General features: G+C 38.5%; 15 protein-coding genes, 1 tRNA gene and 1 rRNA gene. 9 read left to right on the top strand and 8 right to left on the bottom strand.

What is annotated here, in order from left to right:
* The first annotated feature begins 120 nt into the window (after positions 1-120).
* Both rrf and FA047_RS19580 read left to right on the top strand, forming a co-directional pair.
* Positions 121-232: ribosomal RNA gene (gene rrf / locus FA047_RS19585) — 5S ribosomal RNA — on the top strand.
* Positions 233-587: 355 nt separating this feature from the next.
* Positions 588-2,363 (top strand): S8 family peptidase, encoded by a 1,776-nt coding sequence (locus FA047_RS19580; RefSeq protein WP_136837784.1) that lies wholly within the window; start codon positions 588-590, stop codon positions 2,361-2,363.
* 145 nt (positions 2,364-2,508) lie between these two features.
* On the opposite strand, the gene FA047_RS19575 is transcribed toward FA047_RS19580, so the two are convergent.
* Positions 2,509-2,582 (bottom strand) — tRNA-Met (locus FA047_RS19575).
* Between the two features lie 103 nt (positions 2,583-2,685).
* Here FA047_RS19575 and FA047_RS19570 point away from each other — a divergent pair.
* The 3 genes from FA047_RS19570 to FA047_RS19560 all read left to right on the top strand — a co-directional run bounded on the left by FA047_RS19570 (position 2,686) and on the right by FA047_RS19560 (position 5,882).
* The gene (locus FA047_RS19570) at positions 2,686-3,066 is read left to right on the top strand and encodes an START-like domain-containing protein (protein ID WP_136837783.1); all 381 of its coding nucleotides are present in this window, start codon (positions 2,686-2,688) and stop codon (positions 3,064-3,066) included.
* A 30-nt stretch (positions 3,067-3,096) separates the two neighbouring features.
* Positions 3,097-4,545 (top strand): LptF/LptG family permease, encoded by a 1,449-nt coding sequence (locus FA047_RS19565; RefSeq protein ID WP_136837782.1) that lies wholly within the window; start codon positions 3,097-3,099, stop codon positions 4,543-4,545.
* A gap of 125 nt (positions 4,546-4,670) precedes the next feature.
* Positions 4,671-5,882 carry a bifunctional 3,4-dihydroxy-2-butanone-4-phosphate synthase/GTP cyclohydrolase II gene (locus tag FA047_RS19560; RefSeq protein WP_136837781.1) on the top strand — a complete coding sequence of 404 codons (1,212 nt, stop codon included), beginning with the start codon at positions 4,671-4,673 and terminating at the stop codon, positions 5,880-5,882.
* Here FA047_RS19560 and FA047_RS19555 read toward each other — a convergent pair whose 3' ends face one another.
* A complete protein-coding gene (locus FA047_RS19555) occupies positions 5,883-10,325 on the bottom strand; it encodes a translocation/assembly module TamB domain-containing protein (RefSeq protein ID WP_225872800.1) in 4,443 nt (1,480 codons plus the stop codon). It lies immediately after the preceding gene.
* Between the two features lie 56 nt (positions 10,326-10,381).
* On the opposite strand from FA047_RS19555, the gene tsaD reads away from it, so the two are divergent.
* On the top strand, positions 10,382-11,383 hold the full coding sequence (gene tsaD, locus FA047_RS19550) for a tRNA (adenosine(37)-N6)-threonylcarbamoyltransferase complex transferase subunit TsaD (protein ID WP_136837780.1): 1,002 nt from the start codon (positions 10,382-10,384) through the stop codon (positions 11,381-11,383).
* Positions 11,384-11,395: 12 nt separating this feature from the next.
* On the top strand, positions 11,396-11,620 hold the full coding sequence (locus FA047_RS19545; RefSeq protein WP_136837779.1) for a hypothetical protein: 225 nt from the start codon (positions 11,396-11,398) through the stop codon (positions 11,618-11,620).
* A gap of 70 nt (positions 11,621-11,690) precedes the next feature.
* Here FA047_RS19545 and recA read toward each other — a convergent pair whose 3' ends face one another.
* The 4 genes from recA to FA047_RS19525 form a co-directional block, all read right to left on the bottom strand.
* Positions 11,691-12,704 (bottom strand): recombinase RecA, encoded by a 1,014-nt coding sequence (gene recA / locus FA047_RS19540; protein WP_136837778.1) that lies wholly within the window; start codon positions 12,702-12,704, stop codon positions 11,691-11,693.
* Between the two features lie 118 nt (positions 12,705-12,822).
* Positions 12,823-13,485, bottom strand: coding sequence for an endonuclease III (gene nth / locus FA047_RS19535; protein ID WP_136837777.1), 663 nt, complete (start codon positions 13,483-13,485; stop codon positions 12,823-12,825).
* A 77-nt stretch (positions 13,486-13,562) separates the two neighbouring features.
* A complete protein-coding gene (locus FA047_RS19530) occupies positions 13,563-13,754 on the bottom strand; it encodes a hypothetical protein (protein ID WP_136837776.1) in 192 nt (63 codons plus the stop codon).
* A 209-nt stretch (positions 13,755-13,963) separates the two neighbouring features.
* Entirely contained in the window at positions 13,964-14,539 is a 576-nt protein-coding gene (locus FA047_RS19525) for an RNA polymerase sigma factor (protein ID WP_136837775.1), read from the bottom strand.
* A gap of 266 nt (positions 14,540-14,805) precedes the next feature.
* Here FA047_RS19525 and uvrA point away from each other — a divergent pair, with 266 nt between their 5' ends.
* Both uvrA and FA047_RS19515 read left to right on the top strand, forming a co-directional pair.
* On the top strand, positions 14,806-17,607 hold the full coding sequence (gene uvrA / locus FA047_RS19520) for an excinuclease ABC subunit UvrA (protein WP_136837774.1): 2,802 nt from the start codon (positions 14,806-14,808) through the stop codon (positions 17,605-17,607).
* Positions 17,608-17,621: 14 nt separating this feature from the next.
* A complete protein-coding gene (locus FA047_RS19515; protein ID WP_136837773.1) occupies positions 17,622-18,272 on the top strand; it encodes a LysE family transporter in 651 nt (216 codons plus the stop codon).
* Between the two features lie 6 nt (positions 18,273-18,278).
* On the opposite strand, the gene FA047_RS19510 is transcribed toward FA047_RS19515, so the two are convergent.
* Positions 18,279-19,316 (bottom strand): DUF2157 domain-containing protein, encoded by a 1,038-nt coding sequence (locus tag FA047_RS19510; RefSeq protein WP_136837772.1) that lies wholly within the window; start codon positions 19,314-19,316, stop codon positions 18,279-18,281.
* A gap of 20 nt (positions 19,317-19,336) precedes the next feature.
* Positions 19,337-21,559: a cation:proton antiporter domain-containing protein gene (locus FA047_RS19505; RefSeq protein ID WP_136837771.1), complete on the bottom strand. Its 2,223-nt coding sequence runs from the start codon at positions 21,557-21,559 to the stop codon at positions 19,337-19,339.
* Positions 21,560-21,585 lie beyond the last annotated feature (26 nt).

The raw sequence follows: 21,585 nt of genomic DNA, 5'->3' as shown, positions 1-21,585 counted from the left end.
TTGTTTGTTCTTCCTAACTTAACTTCTTTCAATAATATGTCATTGTTATATGTTGAAATATAAAGCCTGTACTGCTGCAAAGCGATACAGAGATATACAACTAAATAACATTAAAAATATTTAGGTGCCTATATCGGTGGTGTCCACCTCTTCCCATTCCGAACAGAGAAGTTAAGCCCACCAGAGCCGATGGTACTGCGGTAACACGTGGGAGAGTAGGTCGGTGCCAAATCTTAAAGAAAGCCTGTAGCTAAAACTACAGGCTTTTCTTGTTTATAATCTTTTCTCATTTGTAAATCAACTGACAGGCCGTTGTTTTATGTTACCTGTTTCCTCTTATTCAGCACTTTTTCGTCCAGGAATACTCCTTATCAGATATTTTATACGCTTTTTTGGCTTGTGCTCCATCGCGGAGTTTGCATTTTAATAATTCCAGGAAAGTACAACGTCAAGTTTTAATCCCAATGGTAATGGCAGGTATAGCTATAGAGTCGCTTAAAGCATGTTAAAAAATGCTAAATCTTCAGCCTAATTATAATAAAACCGTATAATTGTATTTTACGTTTATGTATTAGAGGATATTGATAATGAAACTGAACAAAGTACTGCCTTATATAATTTTCTTGTTTTTCAGTGTGAATGCTTTTTCGCAAAGTAAAGACATTAAATTGCCGCCAAACTGGTATAACCTTGATCTTTTGCAGGACGGTTTCTTTGGGATCAGTACTGAAAGGGCTTATAAAGAACTATTATCTGGTAAGCAGCCTAAGCAAAAAATTGTTGTGGCGGTGATTGATGGCGGTGTAGATCTTAAACATGAAGATCTGAAGGATGTTTTGTGGACAAATAAGAAGGAAATCCCTGGTAATGGGATCGATGATGATGGTAATGGATATATTGATGATGTTCATGGCTGGAATTTTATTGGATCTAAAAAAGGTAACCTAGCTTATGATAACCTTGAAATGACAAGGATCAGAAGAGCTTATTTACCAAAGTTTATATCTACAACTAAAATGACCGTTCTGGATAGCGCAGAAAAAGACGAATTTGCTATCTATCAAAAGGCAACAAAGGAATTTGGAGAAAAATACAATGAAGCAGACAGGACCTTTGCGATCATCAGTATGATCAATAAGGTGCTTGACTCAGTAGCAGTAGTAAATAAAAAGAAAATCCCATCACTAGATGACATAGATAAATATGTGCCAGAGAGCGAGGAGGAGGAACAGATCAAGAAGATCATCAGGGGTGGTGCTAAAGACAGTAAAGGGATTGATAAGTTTTATGAGGAAATGAAGGATGCTTATAAGCAATACGATGTAATGCTTAAGTATAACCTGAATATGGATTATGACGCCAGAAAAGAACTGGTCGGGGATGATTATTCCAATTCTTATGAGCGTAATTATGGAAATAGTGACGTTATGGGGCCAAATGCAGACCATGGATCTCATGTGTCGGGAATAATAGGTGCAAAGAGAGAAAATGGAATAGGCATTAACGGGATTTCCAATAGCGTAAATATCATGGCTATAAGGGTTGTGCCAGAAGGGGATGAGCGGGATAAAGATGTGGCTAATGGTATCAGATATGCAGTGGATAACGGTGCCAGAATTGTTAATATGAGTTTTGGCAAGGGATTTAAATGGGATAAGAAAGTGGTTGATGATGCGGTGAAATATGCCGAAGAGAAAGGCGTTTTATTGGTTCATGCTGCTGGAAACGATAATGAAAACAATGATGTAGAGGATAATTTTCCAAATAAGTACTTTGAGACTCCAGAGTCTATTGCTTATACAAAACAGAGAAAAGCAGACGCCGTAAAAGAGCTGCTTGATAAAGCAAAGGAAGCGCAGCAAAGAAACAGCAATATGTATGGACCGATGGGTGGGAGGGGATCTGTGAGTACTTTTAAACCAAAGCCTATCGATACAGGTAAATTTAAGCTGTCGCATGCAAATAACTGGATAGAAGTTGGCGCCAGCGCATATAAAAATGATGCTGATTTAAAAGCTTCTTTTTCTAATTATGGTAAGTATACGGTAGATGTATTTGCTCCGGGCTTTATGATCAACTCAACAATACCTGGTTCTAAGTACAAGGAATTCGACGGTACAAGTATGGCTGCGCCGGTAGTATCTGGATTGGCAGCTTTAATATTGAGTTACTATCCTGATTTGAAACCTCATCAGGTACGGGAAATTATCATGAAGTCGGTATCAAAAGTGAGCCAGAAAGTTAAATATAAAAATGAACGTGATGAGACGGTGAGGGCGTCCTTTTCAGATTTATGTGTAAGTGGAGGTATAGTAAATGCATATCAGGCATTAAAAATGGCTGAAGGATATCTAGCAAAATAGCATTTTAATTAAGTCTTTTCTATATTAAAGGAATCATGTCAAGTAGGGTTGGGGAATCTGCAAATGGCATGATTTTTTATTTATGTATAAGTAAGTGTCTAGAAATTAAGGGTATAAAAAAAGCCGGTAAAACCGGCTTTTAACGTAGCGGGGAGCAGAATCGAACTGCCGACCTCAGGGTTATGAATCCTGCGCTCTAACCATCTGAGCTACCCCGCCGGAAATCTTATTTTTAAAGAGTTGCAAATATAGAATAAATTACTTTTCTTTAGAAACAAATATTAAAAAATTGTCTAATAATTGAAGAAATAAGTGTTTAACGATGTCAGAGAAGAAAAAATTTACGCTGGAATATGAATTGAGGTCTTCTCCGCGTATTTTATTTAGTTTTATTAGTGAGCCAAATGGTTTATCTCAGTGGTTTGCCGATGATGTAGTTTTCCGGGATCAGGTTTACACATTTACATGGGATGATGAAGTTCAGAAAGCAAAGCTGCTGAGCCTTAAAGAAAATAAGTCTGTTAAATTCAAGTGGGTTGATGACGAGCCACATTGTTATTTTGAAATGGAGATCGTACAGGATGAATTGACCAATGATGTCGCACTTTCTATAACAGATTTTGCTACAGATGATACAAAAGCCGAGCGCACCTTAATTTGGGATAATCAGATTAACTATCTGCATAGTGTAATTGGTGCTTAGTTTTTCGACTGCTTTGCCTACATTTGTATATTGAAAAAGATTCATTTACTTCTGCTCAAAGCATTCATAAGGCCTTTTTTCGTCACATTCTTTATTGTGATGTTCATTCTGCTCATGCTTTTTTTATTTAAATACGTTGATGATTTAATAGGAAAAGGATTTGAATGGTACATTATACTTGAATTGATGTATTATGCATCGGCAGCTAATGTGTCTATGGCATTGCCACTGTCGATACTTTTGTCTTCCATAATGACATTTGGGACATTGGGGGAGAATTATGAGCTGGTGGCTATTAAATCTGCCGGTGTGTCTTTACAGAAAGCTATGATGCCGTTGCTGACCCTTATTATATTCATCGCAATAGGTTCCTTTTTCTTTTCCGATTACATGCTGCCAAAGGCTAATTTGAAGTACGGGTCTTTGTTATGGGATATCACCAATAAGAAATTATCGTTTTTGATAAAACCGGGTGTATTTAACAACAGCATACCGGGTTATTCTATTAGAGTAGATAAAAAAGGTGAGGATGGATCTCTTTATGATGTAATGATCTACGATCATACCAATACAAGTGGAGGATCAAAGATCATTCTTGCAAAAGAAGGCAAGATGTCGAGCGATGATAAATACTTGTTGCTGAAGCTTAAAAACGGTGTCAGGTATGAAGAATCGAGCGGTAGGAACAATTATAACCCTCGGCAGGAACTGACCCGAATGAGGTTTGAGGAAACCGATCAGAAATTTGATATTTCCAGCTTTAAGATGAGTAGAACCAATGAGCAGGAGTTCAAAGGTAACACGCAGATGCTAAACTTAAAGGGGTTAAAAAAGAAGGAAGATTCTTTATCAAAAGAGTTAGATAGCATTAATAAGTTTGCGGCTGTCAACGTTCACAGTTATTATAAGCAAAATAACTATACGAAGGGATATACTAAGGTAAAAGCTCCTCTGAAAACTATCAAAGGGGAAATTGTAAAAGAATTACAACCTACCCAGAGGCTCTCCATTATACAAACAGCCCTGGATCAGGCGACTACAATCAAACAAACAACGGCGGGAAGGATTACTGATTTTGAAGACAGGACAAAGAACATCATAAAAGTCCAGATTGAATTTCAACGCAAGTTTACTCTTGCGGCGTCTTGTCTGCTGTTATTTTTTATTGGTGCTCCATTAGGTGCCATCATAAGAAAAGGTGGATTAGGCCTACCAGTCGTGATGGCCATTGTATTTTTTCTACTTTATCATATCATTGCTACAGTATCAGAGAAGTCTGCGACGACAGGGTCGCTCATGCCGTTTTTTGGTATGTGGCTCGCTATTTTTGTATTATCCCCTTTAGGAGCATTCCTGACTTACAAGGCAACGGTCGATTCTGCGTTGTTTGATATAGATTATTTCAAGCAATTGGCGATTGGTTTTTTCAAAAAGAAGAAGAAGGATCTGGGTACGCCGCAGAATCTTAAATCCAGTTAGCAGCATTTTTTCATTACTTATTTATGATATTTAAAACGTGATATTGAGCACGAAGGTTGTAACTTTGTATTTTAATTGTATAGGTAAAAAACTTGCGCAATTACTTTATAGACAATATTCTGAAAATGGAAATTAAACTAGATGCAATAGAAGATGCTATTGCTGATATAAAAGCTGGAAAGGTAATCATTGTTGTGGATGATGAAGATCGTGAGAATGAAGGTGACTTTTTAACAGCAGCAGCTAATGCTACTCCAGAGGTAATTAATTTTATGGCCACTTACGGCAGGGGCTTAATCTGCGCTCCTTTAACTGAGCAGAGATGTGACGAGCTCGGTCTGGAAGCAATGGTTGGCAAAAATACGGCGGTTTATGAAACTAACTTTACCGTTTCTGTCGACTTACAAGGGTACGGCTGTACTACCGGTATTTCTGCATCAGACAGATCTAAAACTATCCAGGCACTAATAAATCCAAATATTGATCCGGCTGAATTGGGAAGACCTGGGCACATTTTTCCATTAAGGGCTAAGGATGGCGGGGTTCTAAGAAGAGCCGGCCATACTGAAGCAACGGTTGATCTTGCAAGGCTGGCCGGAATGGAGCCCGCAGGCGTGTTGGTGGAGATTCTGAAAGAGGATGGTGAGATGGCGAGGTTACCGGACTTGATCAAAATCGCGGCTCAGCACCAGTTAAAGGTAATTTCAATTAAGGATTTGATCGCTTATAGATTAAGTAAAGAAAGCTTAATTAAGGAAGAGGTTACCGTAAATCTACCAACACAATGGGGAGATTTTAAAATGACTGCTTACACTCAACTGGATACCGGTGCAACTCATTTGGCAATCAGTAAAGGAGAATGGAAGGAAGATGAGCCGGTTTTAACCCGTGTTCATAGTTCTTGCATGACTGGCGATATATTTGGCTCTTGCAGGTGCGATTGCGGACCTCAATTGCATAAAGCGATGGAGATGATTGATAAAGAAGGGAAGGGCGTAATCGTATACATGAATCAGGAAGGAAGAGGCATTGGTCTTATCAATAAATTACGTTCCTATAACCTGCAAGATGCTGGTTTTGATACTGTTGAGGCAAACATCAAACTTGGTTTCAAAGGTGATGAGCGCGACTATGGTGTTGGAGCACAGATATTGAGGCATCAAGGCGTTACAAAAATGAAATTAATGTCTAACAACCCTACTAAAAGAGCGGGCCTGATTGGTTATGGTCTTGAAATAGTGGAAAATATTGGTATTGAGATAGAAAGTAATGTTCACAATGAGACTTATTTAAAGACCAAAAGGGACAAGATGGGACATCATATCATGAAGGGGTAGTTATTTTTTCTTAGACGATTTTTTGTCTGAGATCGTACCTTCTTTATTGGATGAAGACTTAGTAGCGGGTTTGGATTTTTCCTCATCCGCTTTCTTTTTTTGTGCCCTTTTATACTCGCCCGTAATTTTCTTTAAAAACTCACTAAAGCTATCGAACTGCTGAGTATATATTAATCCAAATGATGTAACGTTGTTGTTTTGACTCAATCCTGTGTTGAAGAAGTTAGTTTGCTGAGTAGGAGGTTTGTTCGCCAGTTTTCCAATTAATGTCCCATCTTTTTTAATAAGTGCCAGGACTTCAACTTCTCCACCCACGTTATTTTTTGTAAAACCTATCGGAGAAAGGTCATTTGTACTTCTTCTATCTACTATTCCTGCGTTCAGGATCACCCTGTCGTTAAAAAATCTGAACGAGGCATTGGCTTCACTTAATGATTTAATGTTGATGTCTACAAAGTCAAGGTTAAGGGAAGAAAGCACATTGTTAAACTGATTAAACAAGAGTTCTGTTGCCGTACTTGCTACGCCTGAGGTGAGCTGCTTGCCCAGACCTTCCTTGCCGGTTCCCGGAGCAAAACTTCTCCTGATGATCAGACTGAGTGCCTGTAAGTTTCTATTGTTATCATCATTGAAGTAAGATTGCATTTCCTCTTTAATCGCAGGGTTAGAAGGGAAGAAAATATCGAGTTTAATGTCTGGTTTTAATAACAAACCAGTTAGTCCCATTTCTACTTCAGTAAGCACACGTTCATTGGCATTTGTACCTCCATCCCGATTGGCAGCGGTATATAAATCTGTAAGACTGGCTCTCAATGCGTAGATGGCCTTTAGGTTAATCTGAGCCGTTGTGGGGTTGCCCGTCCATCTGATAGTTCCGCCCTGCCGGATGTTGAATTTCTTATTGATGATTTCCTGCGCGGTAAAATCAAAACTTCCGGATTCAATGATGTAGTCTCCAGACATTTCGAAATCTCCCAGGCTGTTGATGTTCAAAGTCAGGTTTTTTGAATAACCTTTTCCACTAAGATTACCCAGCGTTGTAAAAATGTTTGCCGTACTGTTGGCATCAACTACCAGTTTCAAGTTCATGGTTAGTCCATCGAAGCTGGTCTGTTTTTTAACAACAGCTGCAGTGTCTTTACTGACAAAAGTGATGAAATCTTTGCTTGATACAGTCTCTGAACTATTTAATGGCAGGTTGAATACTGTGCCTTTTTCAGTTTTGGCATCTATATCAATAAACATTTTATTTGTAGGACCTCTAAATTTAAAGGTGCCCGTTCCATATGCCTTTCCGAAATATACGCTATTGTCCTTTTCTGTGGTATTCAACGCCATAAAATTAGTTGCTTCAACGGCAACATCAAGAGTCGGATTGTTTATATCATTCAGATCTACGGTGCCATTTGCTACTGCCTCATTGCCATCTACATCTTTAAGCTTAAGATCGTCAATGTTGATCACGCTGTTGTCTATGGTCACCTTGTCATTTAAGGTATACGTTGTTTTTAAATAGTTAATGGTCATTTGTCCCTCATCAAATGATACTTCCCCATTAATTGAAGGTTTACTGAATGGACCTTTTATTTCGAGATCTGTTGATATATGGCCTTTAAGGTTAGAAACAAGTTTGTTGACAAAGGGTTCTAAAACAGCGAGTTCACTTTCATCCAGTTTCACATTGAGGTCTATCTCTTTCTTTTCAAGATCCAGGTTTCCCGATACTTTTAGGGTTTCCTTATCAAACGCCCTAATATTGGTGTAGATGTTAACCAGATTACTGGTGCGGTCATAAGAAGATGTGTCGGTCAGGTTGCCTATATAAGTATCATTGAATGCTAAGGAATCTATTTTTAGATTATCTGAAATCCTGGGCGTTTTTAATATATTGTAGAGCTTTGTTTCGCCATTAATATTTCCGTCTAATTTGATTCCCATAGCTTTTACAAAAGGATTTATTGTCGTCAGACTGAAGTCTTTAAAGCCTATAAGTAGTAAGTCTTCAGGGTCATTTGAAAGCGTCCCATCAAGAGTGAGTAGCTGTTTTCCGTTGCTTAGATCAAAATTGCTGATCTCTGTTTTGCCCTGGTGGAAATTGATGCGGACCTTTTCCTGAATTTTCCATTCCTCACTGTTGATCTTAAGAATTGAAGGAAGGATACTGACGCGGGCTGTTGTATCATTTGCAAACTCTATCAATCCATTTAGATCGAGTTGATTGGCGTCATCAGAATTAGATAATTTTACGTTTAGTGAAAGACTGTCATTCCTAAGGATGTTAGATATATTGACATTCTTCAAGTACAGGGAATCGTTCAAATCAACCCTATCAGATGTAATAATGGCCTGTAGCTGATTTGTAGAAGTGTTTTCATCGACAATAATGTTATTTACAATTATGCCTTTATACTTCAGTTTTTTCACGAAGCCATTGACTGTAGCTATGTTATTTGGAGAGTCAAAGTTTCCGATGAAAACTGCCTGATCTTCGATCTCAAGTCCAGGTGCAATCAGTTCAGCAATGGGTTCAAACCTCTTAATCCGTAAGTCAAACTTAAAAATCTGGTCTCCAAATGCTACGATATCCGTTTTAAGTGAGGGTATATATTTCTTTGCAAGGGCTTTGTAGTAAGACGGAATGGTATTTAAATCATACTGACCACTGATGCTGGCATCAAGTATGTCAGAATTGATAGTAAGCGTCCTGTCTCTTCCTATACCGTTTGCTTTCAACTGAACTGAGTCAATATTATAAACCCCTTTTACATTATCCAGCCTGATTTGCTGGATGAGTAAGTTGCCTTGGATGTTATTGAGGTTATTGCCGGAAAAATTGGTGCTAAACTTAGCATCGATCATCAAAGAATCTTTATATAATTTAAGTGCCTTAAGTTTGGCATTGTTGATGGTCGCGGTAAAGTTAAATACAGGTAGTTTGGGATTTAAGTTTACTCCGCCGTCAAAGACCAGCTGTACATTTTTATCATTTATCCTTAGGCTGCCGTCAAAATACTTTTTGTTAAATGTTCCATCAATCTTAACATTCCGATATCGATAGTTATTGAAGTCGATATAACTAATGTCACCATTGATGTTTTCAGAAAGGTTATTGATCTCCGTTCCCCGGCCCTTAACATATAATGAAGCAGATAACCTACCTAAGCTCTTTTCTTTAATTAATTCACCTAAATTAAAATCATAAGTTTTAACATAACCAGTATAAGAAGGTGTTCCCTTTTTATCGATTTTCATGTTTACATCCGAAACCACTCTGCCAAGTTTGGTTTTGAACTCCCCATAGGCAATGAAATCATTTTGAAAACCAGTAAATGAACCATTGAAGTTGATGTTTCCAAACTTGTTGATGATTTCGGGAACTATCTTTTTCTTTTTGCCAGTAAAGTCCGTAAGGATTTCATCCAGGTCTTTTTTGTTGGTGCCCGCAAGTTCAATCTTCAGGTCCATAAAGGTTTCTTTTAGGTTGGGAAGACCTTTTAAGCTGAAGTCACCTTTGATATGCGTCGCCTTTCCGGCCTTGATAGAAAGCTTTTTTGCTTTCAGGTTATTAACCAACCCTGTAACCTGACCATCAACATCAATATTCAAATTCATGTTGGCCAGTTCAGAAATGAAATAGGCGATGTCTCTGGAAGCAAGAAAACTGTTTTTAAATACAGCTTTCATCCTGACTTTATTCACGTAATCATTGAAGTCTTTGTAGCTTTTGAAACGCATTTGAAAATAATCAGATAACCTGCTTCTGTTGGTCTCCAGCATCAGATGCTGCAGCTCGATCTGATTGGTATCTACAGTAGTAAAAGCAGTTAAGTTTTTAAGATAAAAGCCGCTTTTTTCTTTAAAGGTCAGGTTTTTAATGTCGGCCTGTATGATGTGATCTTCAGTGTTTATTTTTTCCAATATGCCATTTAAGCTGGTAAGGTGGACATCATCAAAATTTACGCCCTTGATGACTGTATCGACCTTAAAGTTTTTATACCTGAAGGCGAAGTTATTCATGATCACACGATCAAAGGAGATTTTATACGGTTTCTTTTTCTTTTTGACTGTGGGAGCTCCTGAATCAAAGTAATCAATAATAAAGTCTATGTTTGTCGACTTATCTTTATAGGATTTCAGATAGAACGATCCATTATTGATTTGTACTGTGTTGATGTCAACAACTCGCTGATCGATAGAAAGTCTGTTGATGTCGACGATAAACTTTGGTGTATTTAATATGGTATCTTTCTGGAGATCTAAGACAAGCAGGTTTTCCAGTACAATAGATTTAAAAGGTTTGATGTAGAGGCCTGTTAATGAAATAGTGGTATTTAACTCTTTAGAAAGATATGCAGCGGCTTTTTTTGCGACGAAAGTCTGTACAGGTTTAAATTGAAGTGAAAATAAAATGACAGCAAACAGTAATAATACCGATGCAATCACCCAAAGAAGTATTTTTAATAGTTTTTTAATAATTTTGTAGCTTAATAATAATAAACGTGTCTGTAATACTTGCTATTGAATCTTCCTGTGATGAAACCTCTGTTGCTATATGTAACAACGGCAAAATTACTGCCAATGTTATTGCAAACCAAACAATTCATCAAAATTATGGTGGTGTAATTCCGGAACTTGCGTCAAGAGTACATCAGCAGAATATAGTGCCGGTAATTCAACAGGCATTGATTGATGCTAAAGTTACTAAAAAGGAACTGAATGCAGTTGCTTTTACACGAGGGCCTGGTTTGTTGGGCTCCTTGTTAGTTGGGGTATCTTTCGCTAAATCATTTGCGCTTGCGCTGAATCTCCCTTTAGTTTCGGTGAACCATATGCATGCTCATATATTGGCCCATTTTATTGATGATCCTAAACCTGTATTTCCATTTATTTGTCTAACCGTATCTGGCGGACATACTCAAATTGTCGTAGTCAGGGATTATTTTGACATGGAAATAGTGGGAGAGACCCTCGATGATGCGGCAGGAGAGGCTTTTGATAAGACTGCAAAGATTCTGGATTTGCCATATCCCGGAGGACCGCTGATTGATAAACATGCGAAGGAAGGAAATCCGTTGGCATTTAAATTCGGAGAACCTCAGATCAAGGATCTTAATTATAGTTTTAGTGGATTTAAGACTTCCATTTTATATTTCATTAGAAATATGCAAAAGGAAAACCCTGATTTTATAACGGAGCATTTAAATGATATATGTGCTTCGGTTCAGCATAGTATTGTTAGTATTCTATTGAATAAGCTGAAGAAAGCTGCAAAGCAATATGGCATTAAAGAAATAGCAATCGCAGGCGGGGTATCCGCGAATAGCGGATTAAGACTATCTTTGCAAAAGTTAGCAGAAGAACTGAACTGGAATGTTTACATTCCTGCATTTGAGTATTGCACAGATAATGCAGGTATGATTGCTATAGCAGGATATCATAAGTATTTGAATAAGGATTTTGTGGGGCAGGATGTTGCACCTCTATCCAGAATGGATTTTTAAATATAAGAGAATATGACTACAATGAGTTTTGTGTTTTTTGGATTAATGTTGATACCATTGGTTGTCTTTATGGCATGGCTGATCAGAAAGGATAAAAAGAAGAATTACCTGGGAATAGTCGTTCTGGCGTTGATGGCTATTGTTGCATTGGTAGTGATCGTTCGTTTCGATTCTAAATTTCTGAAAAATCACCCATATCTACAGAACAATAAAGCACATACTCCTAGCTACAGATAGTTCTTATCTGTATACTAAAAAGGGGCTGCTTTATTTATAAAGCAGCCCCTTTTTGCACTAATGATATTTATTATAACTTTTCTTCTAATTTCTCACCTGTCACTTCAGCACGTATTTTTGCTTCTATTTCTTCAGACAATTCAGGATTGTCCATAAGCAATTGTTTAACTGCATCTCTGCCTTGTCCAAGTTTAGTATCTCCATAAGAGAACCACGAACCCGCTTTTTTAATGATATTGAAATCAACACCAAGATCAATGATTTCTCCTGTTTTAGAGATTCCTTCTCCAAACATGATGTCAAATTCAGCTATTCTAAAAGGAGGGGCAACCTTGTTTTTTACAATTTTAACTTTTACCCTGTTTCCTGAAACTTCATCAGAGTCCTTAATTTGAGAGGTTCTGCGGATGTCTAAACGTACAGAAGCATAAAACTTCAATGCATTACCACCGGTTGTAGTTTCCGGATTTCCAAACATTACTCCGATCTTTTCACGCAATTGATTGATGAAGATACAGCAGCATCCGGTTTTAGAAATGGTTCCGGTAAGTTTACGTAATGCCTGTGACATTAAGCGTGCGTGCAGCCCCATTTTAGAGTCTCCCATCTCGCCTTCAATTTCAGCTTTTGGCACCAATGCCGCAACAGAGTCAATTACGATTACATCTATAGCTCCGGATCTGATCAGGTTATCTGCAATTTCCAATGCCTGTTCACCATTGTCCGGTTGTGATATCAATAAATTGTCTACATCTACACCAAGTTTCTTTGCATAACCTTTATCAAATGCGTGCTCCGCATCTATTATTGCAGCTAATCCGCCTTTTTTCTGCGCTTCAGCTATAATGTGCGTTGCTAGGGTCGTTTTACCAGAAGATTCAGGGCCATAAATTTCAATGATTCTTCCTTTTGGTACACCACCAATACCTAAAGCGATGTCTAAGCTGATAGATCCCGTGGATATAGATTCAATAGGCTCTACAGCATTATCTCCAAGTTTCATTACAGTACCTTTACCGTATGATTTTTCTAACTTATCCAGTGTAAGTTGTAGTGCTTTTAATTTGTCTGCGTTTGTGCTCATATCATTAATTCTGTAAGTAAGATAAATTAGGTACTTATCTATGTGCTAATTACGTTAGCAAATGTATTAATATTTAATTCAAAAAAGCAAATAAAAATTATTGTTTTTTAATTGCTATTCATTTTTCGCTAAATATTTTAGTTTGTTTTTTAGTGTTTTGAAAATATTTGCAGAAATCTGTTATTTCACAAATTCCACATTTTGGAGACCTGGCCACGCAAACATACCTCCCATGTAATATTAACCAATGATGGGCCACATGTATCACTTCTTCTGGCAAATATTTCACCAATTCTTTTTCCACAGCTAAGGGTGTCTTTCCGCTTGACAGTCCAATACGGTTGGCCACTCTGAAAACGTGAGTATCAACGGCCATTGCAGGGGCATTGTAGATCACTGATGCAATTACATTGGCAGTTTTTCTCCCAACACCCGGCATTTTCTGAAGGTCGTCTATATCCGAAGGGACTTCATTATTGAATTCATTGAGCAGCATGTTGGCCATCCCGACAAGGTGCTTGGCTTTGTTATTAGGATAGCTTACGCTTCTGATATAATCAAAGACAATATCAGGGGTAACTTCTGATAATGCTTTGGCATCGGGAAAACGCTGAAAAAGTGCTGGTGTTACCTGGTTGATCCGTTTATCTGTACACTGTGCGGATAATATTACTGCAACAAGCAATTGAAATGGATTATTGTAATGGAGTTCCGTTTCAGCGTCAGGTTGCCTGGCGGAAAAGTGGGACACAAAAAGTCTATACCGTTCTTTTTTGAGCATTGGCAAACTTAATATAAACTAAGGAAATAAAAAAAGCCGCCAGTTTTTTTGGCGGCTTTAAAATTCCGGAATTTAAATTACTTAGCTTTTGAGTAGGCTAAAATCTTCGAAATGGTTTCATCTGAAGGGTTTTTAGTTAATCTATTCAATTGTGGTTTAATGCTGTCATAAAACATTAAATCGAGTGCTTCCACATTTTCCGCAGGATTGATTTCCTGATTTTGTTGTGTGTAATTTACTTTGTTAACTGAGGTAGAGGTTTTTATCATAAGCAATAAACGTATATTGTTTTACTAATTAACGATATTGTTATTAATTTATTTTAATCCTAACTATAATTAATTGTAAATTATTTTTTACAAATGAAACCATCAGGATTTTTCAAACCACACAGTGGGAGGAATGAATCTGATAGCTTCATCACAGTTGAAACAACCTGTGAAGCAAGCATGAGTACCAAATGTTGAATATAAAAGCGCTAAGATATTTCTTTGACTTTCATCATCTTACGTAGATTGCTCAGTGCATACCTCATACGGCCCAATGCAGTATTTATACTCACATCTGTTAAATCTGCGATTTCCTTGAAACTTAAATCTGCATAATGTCGCATAATTAAAACTTCTTTTTGATCCTCGGGCAATAAATGGATCATAGCCCTTAAGTCATGGTGTGTTTGCTCTCTAAGTATCCTGTCTTCTGCGCTTTCTTCCTGAAACTGAAGCAGGTTAAATACATCTGTGCCATCGGCACTGGTAATTACCGGACCACGTTTTTCACGTCTGAAATAATCTATTACAAGGTTATGTGCTATTCGCATCACCCAAGGGAGAAATTTTCCCTCTTCGTTGTATCGTCCGGATCTGAGGGTGTTTATTACCTTAATAAAGGCATCCTGAAATATGTCCTCGGCCAAATACTGGTCTTTAACCAATAAATATATAGAAGTATAAATTTTTGATTTATGCCTGCGTAAAAGTTCTTCCAAAACGGCTTCATCGCCATTAAGGTATAATTTTACCAATTCCTGATCACTGTGCTGTTGTAATTTCATAGGAGTATCCTTACTAAATTCCCTTTCTGCTGTTGCTAAAAAATACTTAGTAGATGTTTGTTTCGATATCTTTTCTCCTATTAGTTTTTTGAGTGGTGGTTTAATTCATTAGTTAACAATTCAAAAGAAGCATTTTTTTATTACAAATCAATATAAAAAGTGTTAAAAAAATTCAAAAGTGACCTGAGAGCCTTATTTTTGCATTTCTCCAGAAAACTCAATATGTGTTTTTTGCGTTATATTAGCAGTATTCTATCAAGAAATCAATGAATAAGGAAATCGATAAAGATCCACATAAAAATATAATCATAAAGGGTGCCAGAGTTCACAATCTTAAAAATATTGATGTAGCCATTCCAAAAAACAAACTGGTGGTAATCACCGGAATGTCGGGTTCTGGTAAGTCGTCCCTGGCATTTGATACTTTGTATGCTGAAGGTCAGCGCCGTTATGTTGAGAGTTTATCCTCTTATGCAAGGCAGTTTATGGGCAGGATGAATAAGCCTGATGTAGATTATATCAAAGGTATTGCTCCCGCTATTGCGATAGAACAAAAAGTGATCACATCAAATCCGAGATCCACTGTCGGTACATCTACTGAAATATACGACTACCTGAAATTGCTGTTTTCAAGGATAGGCAAAACGATCTCCCCGGTTTCTGGAGAGGTGGTAAAAAAAGATACTGTAAGTACGGTTGTAGATTTTATTTCTTCATTAGGTGAGGACAGTGTTGTCACCATATTTTGTCCGCTTTTCCCTCACAATAACAGGTCGGTTAAAGAGGAACTTGCTGTGCTTCTGCAAAAGGGTTTTTTAAGGGTTTCTTACCTGGATAAAATTGAGAAGATTGAGAATATACTGGAAGATGAATCTTTTAAAGATTTTGAACTCACAGATGAGCATACCATCAAAATCCTTATCGACCGTATTGTCGTTGCCTCTGATGATGAAACACTAAGCCGGATCGCTGATTCTGTTCAGACGGCTTTTTTCGAAGGCAAAGGAGATTGTTTCGTTGAACACAATGAGAAATTAAATCATTTCTGCGACAGGTTTGAACTCGACGGCATTCGGTTTGAAGAACCTACACCAAATTTCTTTAGCTTTAATAATCCATATGGAGCCTGTAAGCGATGCGAGGGATATGGAAATGTTATAGGAATTGATGAAGACCTTGTGATTCCTGATAAAAGTAAAAGTGTATACGACAATGCAATTGCACCATGGCGCGGAGAGAAAATGCGGGTTTGGCTGGAAAAGTTAATTGCTACTGCCAGTAAATTTGATTTTCCCATTCACAGGCCTTTCAGTGAATTGAATGAAAAACAACAGCAAGTGCTATGGACGGGTAATAAATATTTCGCCGGACTAGATGCTTTCTTTAAAGAATTAGAGGAGCAAACTTATAAGATCCAGTATCGTGTCATGCTTTCAAGATACAGAGGTAAAACCAATTGCCCGGATTGCAAAGGCTCTAGACTTCGCAAAGATGCTTCTTATGTCAGGATAAATGACAAGTCAATTATTGATATCGTGTTGATGCCCTTGTCTAAGATCCTGAACTTCTTTGACAACCTTAAACTGTCGTCAAATGATGAAAAGATCTCAAAACGTTTGCTGGCAGAAGTTTCCAGCAGGGTTTTATATTTAAATAACGTCGGTTTAGGTTACCTGACCTTAAACCGCCTTTCAAATACCCTTTCAGGGGGAGAATCCCAGCGCATCAACCTGGCCACCTCTTTAGGTAGTAGTCTGGTCGGATCTGTATATGTGCTGGATGAACCGAGTATCGGCTTACACCCAAGAGACACCAATAAACTGATAGAGGTATTGTTGTCACTGAGAAATGTGGGTAATACAGTTCTTGTAGTTGAGCACGAAGAGGAGATGATGAGGGCTGCAGATCACATCATTGATATTGGTCCTGAAGCCGGAACTCACGGCGGAAACCTCGTGTTTAGCGGAACATACGACCAAATTATTAAGGATAAAAAGAGCTTGACAGGGAAGTATCTTTCCGGTGCGGAAAGCATTGCTTTACCAGGAAAGCGCAGGAATTGGAAAGACCACATTTTAATTAAAGGAGCTAGAGAAAACAACCTTAAAAACATCGAAGTTAAATTCCCGATAGGTGTCTTTACCGTTGTAAGTGGTGTTTCCGGCTCTGGTAAAACCAGTTTGGTTAAGAAAATATTGTATCCTGCATTGCAAAAGGCTATAGGCAATTATGCAGGCGAGCAGACAGGAGCCTATGATGGTATATTCGGTAATTATGAGCTGATCAGCCAGGTAGAAATGGTTGACCAAAATCCAATAGGTCGGTCTTCGCGATCCAATCCTGTAACCTATGTAAAAGCATGGGACGATGTAAGGGCATTGTTTGCGGCCTTACCTGCTTCAAAAGCCGGCGGACTAAAACCTGCAGCATTTTCTTTCAACGTAGAAGGAGGAAGGTGCGATGTGTGTCAGGGTGAAGGAGAGGTAAAAATTGAAATGCAGTTTATGGCAGATATATACCTGCCATGTGAGGCCTGTGGTGGTAGGAGGTTCAAACAACAGGTTTTGGACGTTACCTATCAGGATAAAAATGTGGCAGACATTTTAGACCTTACAATAGAAGAAGCTGTGGAGTTTTTTAAGAGCGAACCAAAGATTCTGAACAAACTTCAGCCTCTGGTAGATGTTGGTCTTGGCTATGTTCACCTTGGCCAATCCTCAAATACACTGTCTGGTGGAGAAGCCCAGCGGATTAAGCTTGCCTCTTTTCTGATTAAAGGTAACAATGCAAATAAGACCTTATTTATATTTGATGAACCGACTACCGGATTGCATTTTCATGATATCAAGAAATTGCTGATTGCATTGAATACGTTAATAGAACAAGGAAATACAATACTGGTGATAGAGCATAATATGGATATGATCAAGTCTGCCGATTGGGTGATTGATATCGGTCCCGAAGGTGGAGACAAGGGAGGCAACATCGTTTTTGAAGGTACTCCAGAAGATCTCGTTGGGGTTAAAGCATCTTATACCGGCAAGTATTTACAAGCACATATGAAATAATTGTATCTTCGCGCATGCTTTTTTTAACCCTCTTTATTGGCATCTTTTTAAATGCCATTGGCTATATACCCCCAGGAAACATCAACCTGACAGTAGCGCAACTTACCATCAACAAAGGTATGCGCCAGGCCTGGTCGTTTATCCTGTCTTTTTCCTGTGTAGAGGTTTTCTTCACCTTTGGGATGATGCGTTTTGCCCGCTGGCTCTCGAGCGACGTAAGCCTTGATTACAAACTCTACGGTTTTAGCATCAGTACCTATATAGATGCATTTATGGTGATGCTGTTCTTAATTATGGGAACAATTACCTGGATGCAGCGCAATAAAACGCCAAAAGCCAAGGATAATAATTCAAGCAAAAGAGGCAGCGTATTTTATGGGATGTTGCTGGGTATTTTAAACCCGGTGCAAATCCCGTTTTGGCTGTTTTTTGGCAATTATGTGATCCTCCATGAATGGATTGAAACAGATTATCTTTCGTTAATTATTTTTAGTTTGGGTTCCGGTATGGGTTCAGCACTCGCACTTTACGGTTACGCGCATTTTGCCCGTTATGTCCAGGAAAAATTTGCTTTAAGCAGTTATTTGATCAATAAGTCTATTGCCATCTTCCTTTGGGTGTTGGCATTGTACCTGATCGTCAAACAAGTGATTAACTATATTTAAGATAAATTACTTCTTTAAAAATTCCAGGTTCCAGATCTTTTCGGCCCTGCGGCCTATCAGCCAAAAAGAAGCAGCCAATACGCAGAAGAATATCGCTTTATGCCAGGTATCCCAGAAATACTCGAAGTAGCGGGTATAGAGGTTAATGAACAAAAATGTGATTCCAAATTCACGTGCTATGGGATCCCTGTATTTCAGCCCTATGAATATACTGATGATGCAAACTGCAGCAGAAATCAATCCCCAGTAAAACAGATGCAACTGTTTGATGTTGTACCATTCCTCCAGTGTGCCAAAATTGCCAAATATTGATAATAGCCACAGGGAGATAAAAAGATAGATCATCCCGCACATATAATTGGTTTGAAAGAAGATGTCAAGTCGTTTACTGCGCTTCAGGAAAAAGGAAATTCCGGTAACAAAAGCACCAAAAAGAACGAAACGAAGCGGATAATTCATTCCAAGAAAATACCAGTTCCACCTGGATAAGTAGCCGGTTTCTGTGCCAAACCAGGCACCTAATGAAATCAATACAAATGCCCAAATCAGCCTGGATTTGAATATATAAGCGAGTATCCCGTAAATGATTACTGAAGCGAGAATCAATAAAGAAAAATGGCCAGTTCCATTGTCCAGTGCTTTGCCAAGATAGGCAATGGCATTTGCTGTGAGCATTACAGCTGTGAAGACCATCGCTTCATTGCTGAAAACCTGATGGGCTTTAGATGCTTTCCTTTTGAACGCGAAAAAATATAAGGCAGCAGCGGCTATAGCTGATAAAATACTGATCATGAAATCAGAGGCATCAAAAAGTCGCTCAAGATAAGTTAAAACCTTCTTGTCAATCAATAATGCACCTAGTGATATCACTCCACAGGCCATGGCTATCCAGAAGGAATATTGAGCTAACCTCCGCCAATCAAATGATTTTGTTTCGTAACTGCTTCGAAGTTTGTTTACATCTTCAGCTGAAAGTAAATTTTCATCCTGCCAATGATTCAGCATTTCATCTAAAAATTCACTCTTTTCCTGGTCTATTTTCATTACAAAATAATTGGCTTAGATTACTTTAACAAATCTGGTACTTTTTTGTTGTTACCTACGATCCAGACAATATCTTCATTTTCAAATATCATATTTGAATCAGGGTTTAAGATTCTCTCGCCTTTTCGTTCTATACCCACCACAAGGCCCTGAGTAGTTTCTCTAATGCCTGAATTCCGGATACTTTGTCCGAATACAGGGGAGTGACTATTGATCACCACCTTTTGAAGTGTCATGTCTTGCTTTGGAAAGCTGGAAGTATTATTTTCTTCAATGCTGCCTTCAAATAATTGTTTTACAGCAGCAAGCTGATCATCAGTTCCAATGATCAGCACTTTATCGTTGGGATACAGGCGCTCATCCCGCCCCGGAGTGGGTATCATGATCTTACCTCTTTCGATCAGGGCGATATTGATTCCGTACTTTTCTCTTACTGACAATTCTACCAGTGTCTGGCCTACCAGCTTCGATTCCGGTGCTACGGTTAATTCTGTAAGGTGCGTATCCCATGGCAAAATTTCCGGTTGCGCATTCTGGGCTTCTCTGGCATTCAAATTCAGAAGGAATCTGCTTTCCAGTCTGTTATAGAAACTTTGGAGTTTTCTTGAAAAAATAACCATACCTGAAACAATCAATGCAAGTGCGATCAATATGGCTACCCAGGTACTATAAAATTGGTAGATCAGGAAACCGACAAAGAAGATTGCCAATGCAATACGGACAACCTCCAGGGCAATCAGCGGTCCCCGCGTATATTTTTTATTGAGCCATAAATGGGTATAAGCTTTTCGTTCTATCCTCCTTATCGCAAGCGCCCATAAAAAAGGGGTCATGATCACTAAAGTCACTACCAGGCTGATCACGATGCCATTATTGCCATTGATGATGTTTTTAGTTACGAAAGGCTGGAGGTATCTTGAGCCTAAGAATGCAAGTGCTATTAAGATCACCGAGTGGATGATGATGTTGAAGGTATAAGACTTAAGGAGTATTTTCCAGTCGCTCAACGTAGTGATCCCGGCAGTACTTGAACTGTACCTGTTGATGCCTTCTACCCATTTTTTAGGAAGTTTACGCTCTAAAAACAGGTAAAATGGTTCAGAGAATTTGATTAGATAAGGGGTAGTAAAGGTTGTAATTGCTGATACTGCTACAGCTATCGGATATAGAAAATCACTTGTCACTTTCAGTGTCAAACCCAGCGTGGCGATGATAAACGAAAATTCACCTATTTGAGCCAGACTCAGGCCTGTTTGTACGGAAGTTTTTAAAGGCTGACCGGAAACCAGCGCTCCTAAGCCGGAACTGAGGAATTTGCCAAGTACTGTAGCTAGTGTAATGACCATAATCGGAACAGCATAATCTACCAGTATTTTTGGATCAATGAGCATACCGACCGATACAAAGAAAATAGCTGCAAATAAATCTTTTACAGATTTTGTCAGGTGCTCTATTCTTTCAGCCTGTGTAGTTTCAGCCAGGATTGACCCCATAATAAAAGCGCCCAAAGCAGGAGAGAAGCCTACTTTTACTGCAAGCAACACCATGATCAGACATAGTGCGATGGAAACGATCAGCATCGTTTCATCATTCATCAACTTTTTTGTCGCTTTCAGGAATGTCGGAACCAGGAATATACCTCCAATGAACCATAGTACCAGGAAGAAACATAGCTTCAGGATAGAGATGAGCATTTCAGATCCGGCAAATTGCTGGCTTACAGCTAATGTTGATAGCAAAACCAATAATAATATGGCCACTAAGTCCTCTACTATGAGTACCCCGAATACCAGTCCGGCAAACTTCTTGTGTTTTACGCCCAATTCCTCAAAGGCCCTGATGATGATGGTAGTTGAGGATACAGAAAGGATACCGCCCAGGAATATACTGTCCATGGTAGACCAGCCCATTGCCATACCTGCTACGAAGCCAATAATTAACATAAATACCACCTCTACAATGGCGGTGATTGAAGCCGAACCTCCAACCTTGACGAGTTTTTTAAAGCTAAATTCCAGTCCTAAACTGAATAAAAGGAAAATTACGCCTATTTCTGCCCATATATGAATACTTTCATTATCCGTTACTGTTGGGATAAAATCTATATGGGGCCCAACCAGGAGACCAGCTAAAATATAACCCAAAACTAAGGGCTGTTTTATCCTTTTGAAAAGTAGTGTAGTTATTCCGGCAGCAGCAAGTATTAGGCCCAGATCAGTAATTAAGACTGGCAAATGTATCATAGAGAATATGGGTTTCTCGAAAGATA

Origin of the sequence: Pedobacter frigoris (assembly GCF_005116445.1) — a bacterium.
GTDB classification, from domain to species: Bacteria; Bacteroidota; Bacteroidia; order Sphingobacteriales; family Sphingobacteriaceae; genus Pedobacter; species Pedobacter frigoris.
Note: the sequence above shows the minus strand (reverse complement) of the source record. Positions and strands in the feature narration are given on the sequence as shown.

What these genes read in the sequence shown, in the direction of transcription:
- FA047_RS19580 (WP_136837784.1), top strand. Translation starts at nt 588, where the DNA reads ATGAAACTGAACAAAGTACTGCCTTATATAATTTTCTTGTTTTTCAGT.
- FA047_RS19570 (WP_136837783.1), top strand. Translation starts at nt 2,686, where the DNA reads ATGTCAGAGAAGAAAAAATTTACGCTGGAATATGAATTGAGGTCTTCT.
- FA047_RS19560 (WP_136837781.1), top strand. Translation starts at nt 4,671, where the DNA reads ATGGAAATTAAACTAGATGCAATAGAAGATGCTATTGCTGATATAAAA.
- FA047_RS19545 (WP_136837779.1), top strand. Translation starts at nt 11,396, where the DNA reads ATGACTACAATGAGTTTTGTGTTTTTTGGATTAATGTTGATACCATTG.
- recA (WP_136837778.1), bottom strand. Translation starts at nt 12,704, where the DNA reads ATGAGCACAAACGCAGACAAATTAAAAGCACTACAACTTACACTGGAT.
- nth (WP_136837777.1), bottom strand. Translation starts at nt 13,485, where the DNA reads ATGCTCAAAAAAGAACGGTATAGACTTTTTGTGTCCCACTTTTCCGCC.
- FA047_RS19530 (WP_136837776.1), bottom strand. Translation starts at nt 13,754, where the DNA reads ATGATAAAAACCTCTACCTCAGTTAACAAAGTAAATTACACACAACAA.
- FA047_RS19525 (WP_136837775.1), bottom strand. Translation starts at nt 14,539, where the DNA reads ATGAAATTACAACAGCACAGTGATCAGGAATTGGTAAAATTATACCTT.
- uvrA (WP_136837774.1), top strand. Translation starts at nt 14,806, where the DNA reads ATGAATAAGGAAATCGATAAAGATCCACATAAAAATATAATCATAAAG.
- FA047_RS19515 (WP_136837773.1), top strand. Translation starts at nt 17,622, where the DNA reads ATGCTTTTTTTAACCCTCTTTATTGGCATCTTTTTAAATGCCATTGGC.
- FA047_RS19510 (WP_136837772.1), bottom strand. Translation starts at nt 19,316, where the DNA reads ATGAAAATAGACCAGGAAAAGAGTGAATTTTTAGATGAAATGCTGAAT.
- FA047_RS19505 (WP_136837771.1), bottom strand. Translation starts at nt 21,559, where the DNA reads ATGATACATTTGCCAGTCTTAATTACTGATCTGGGCCTAATACTTGCT.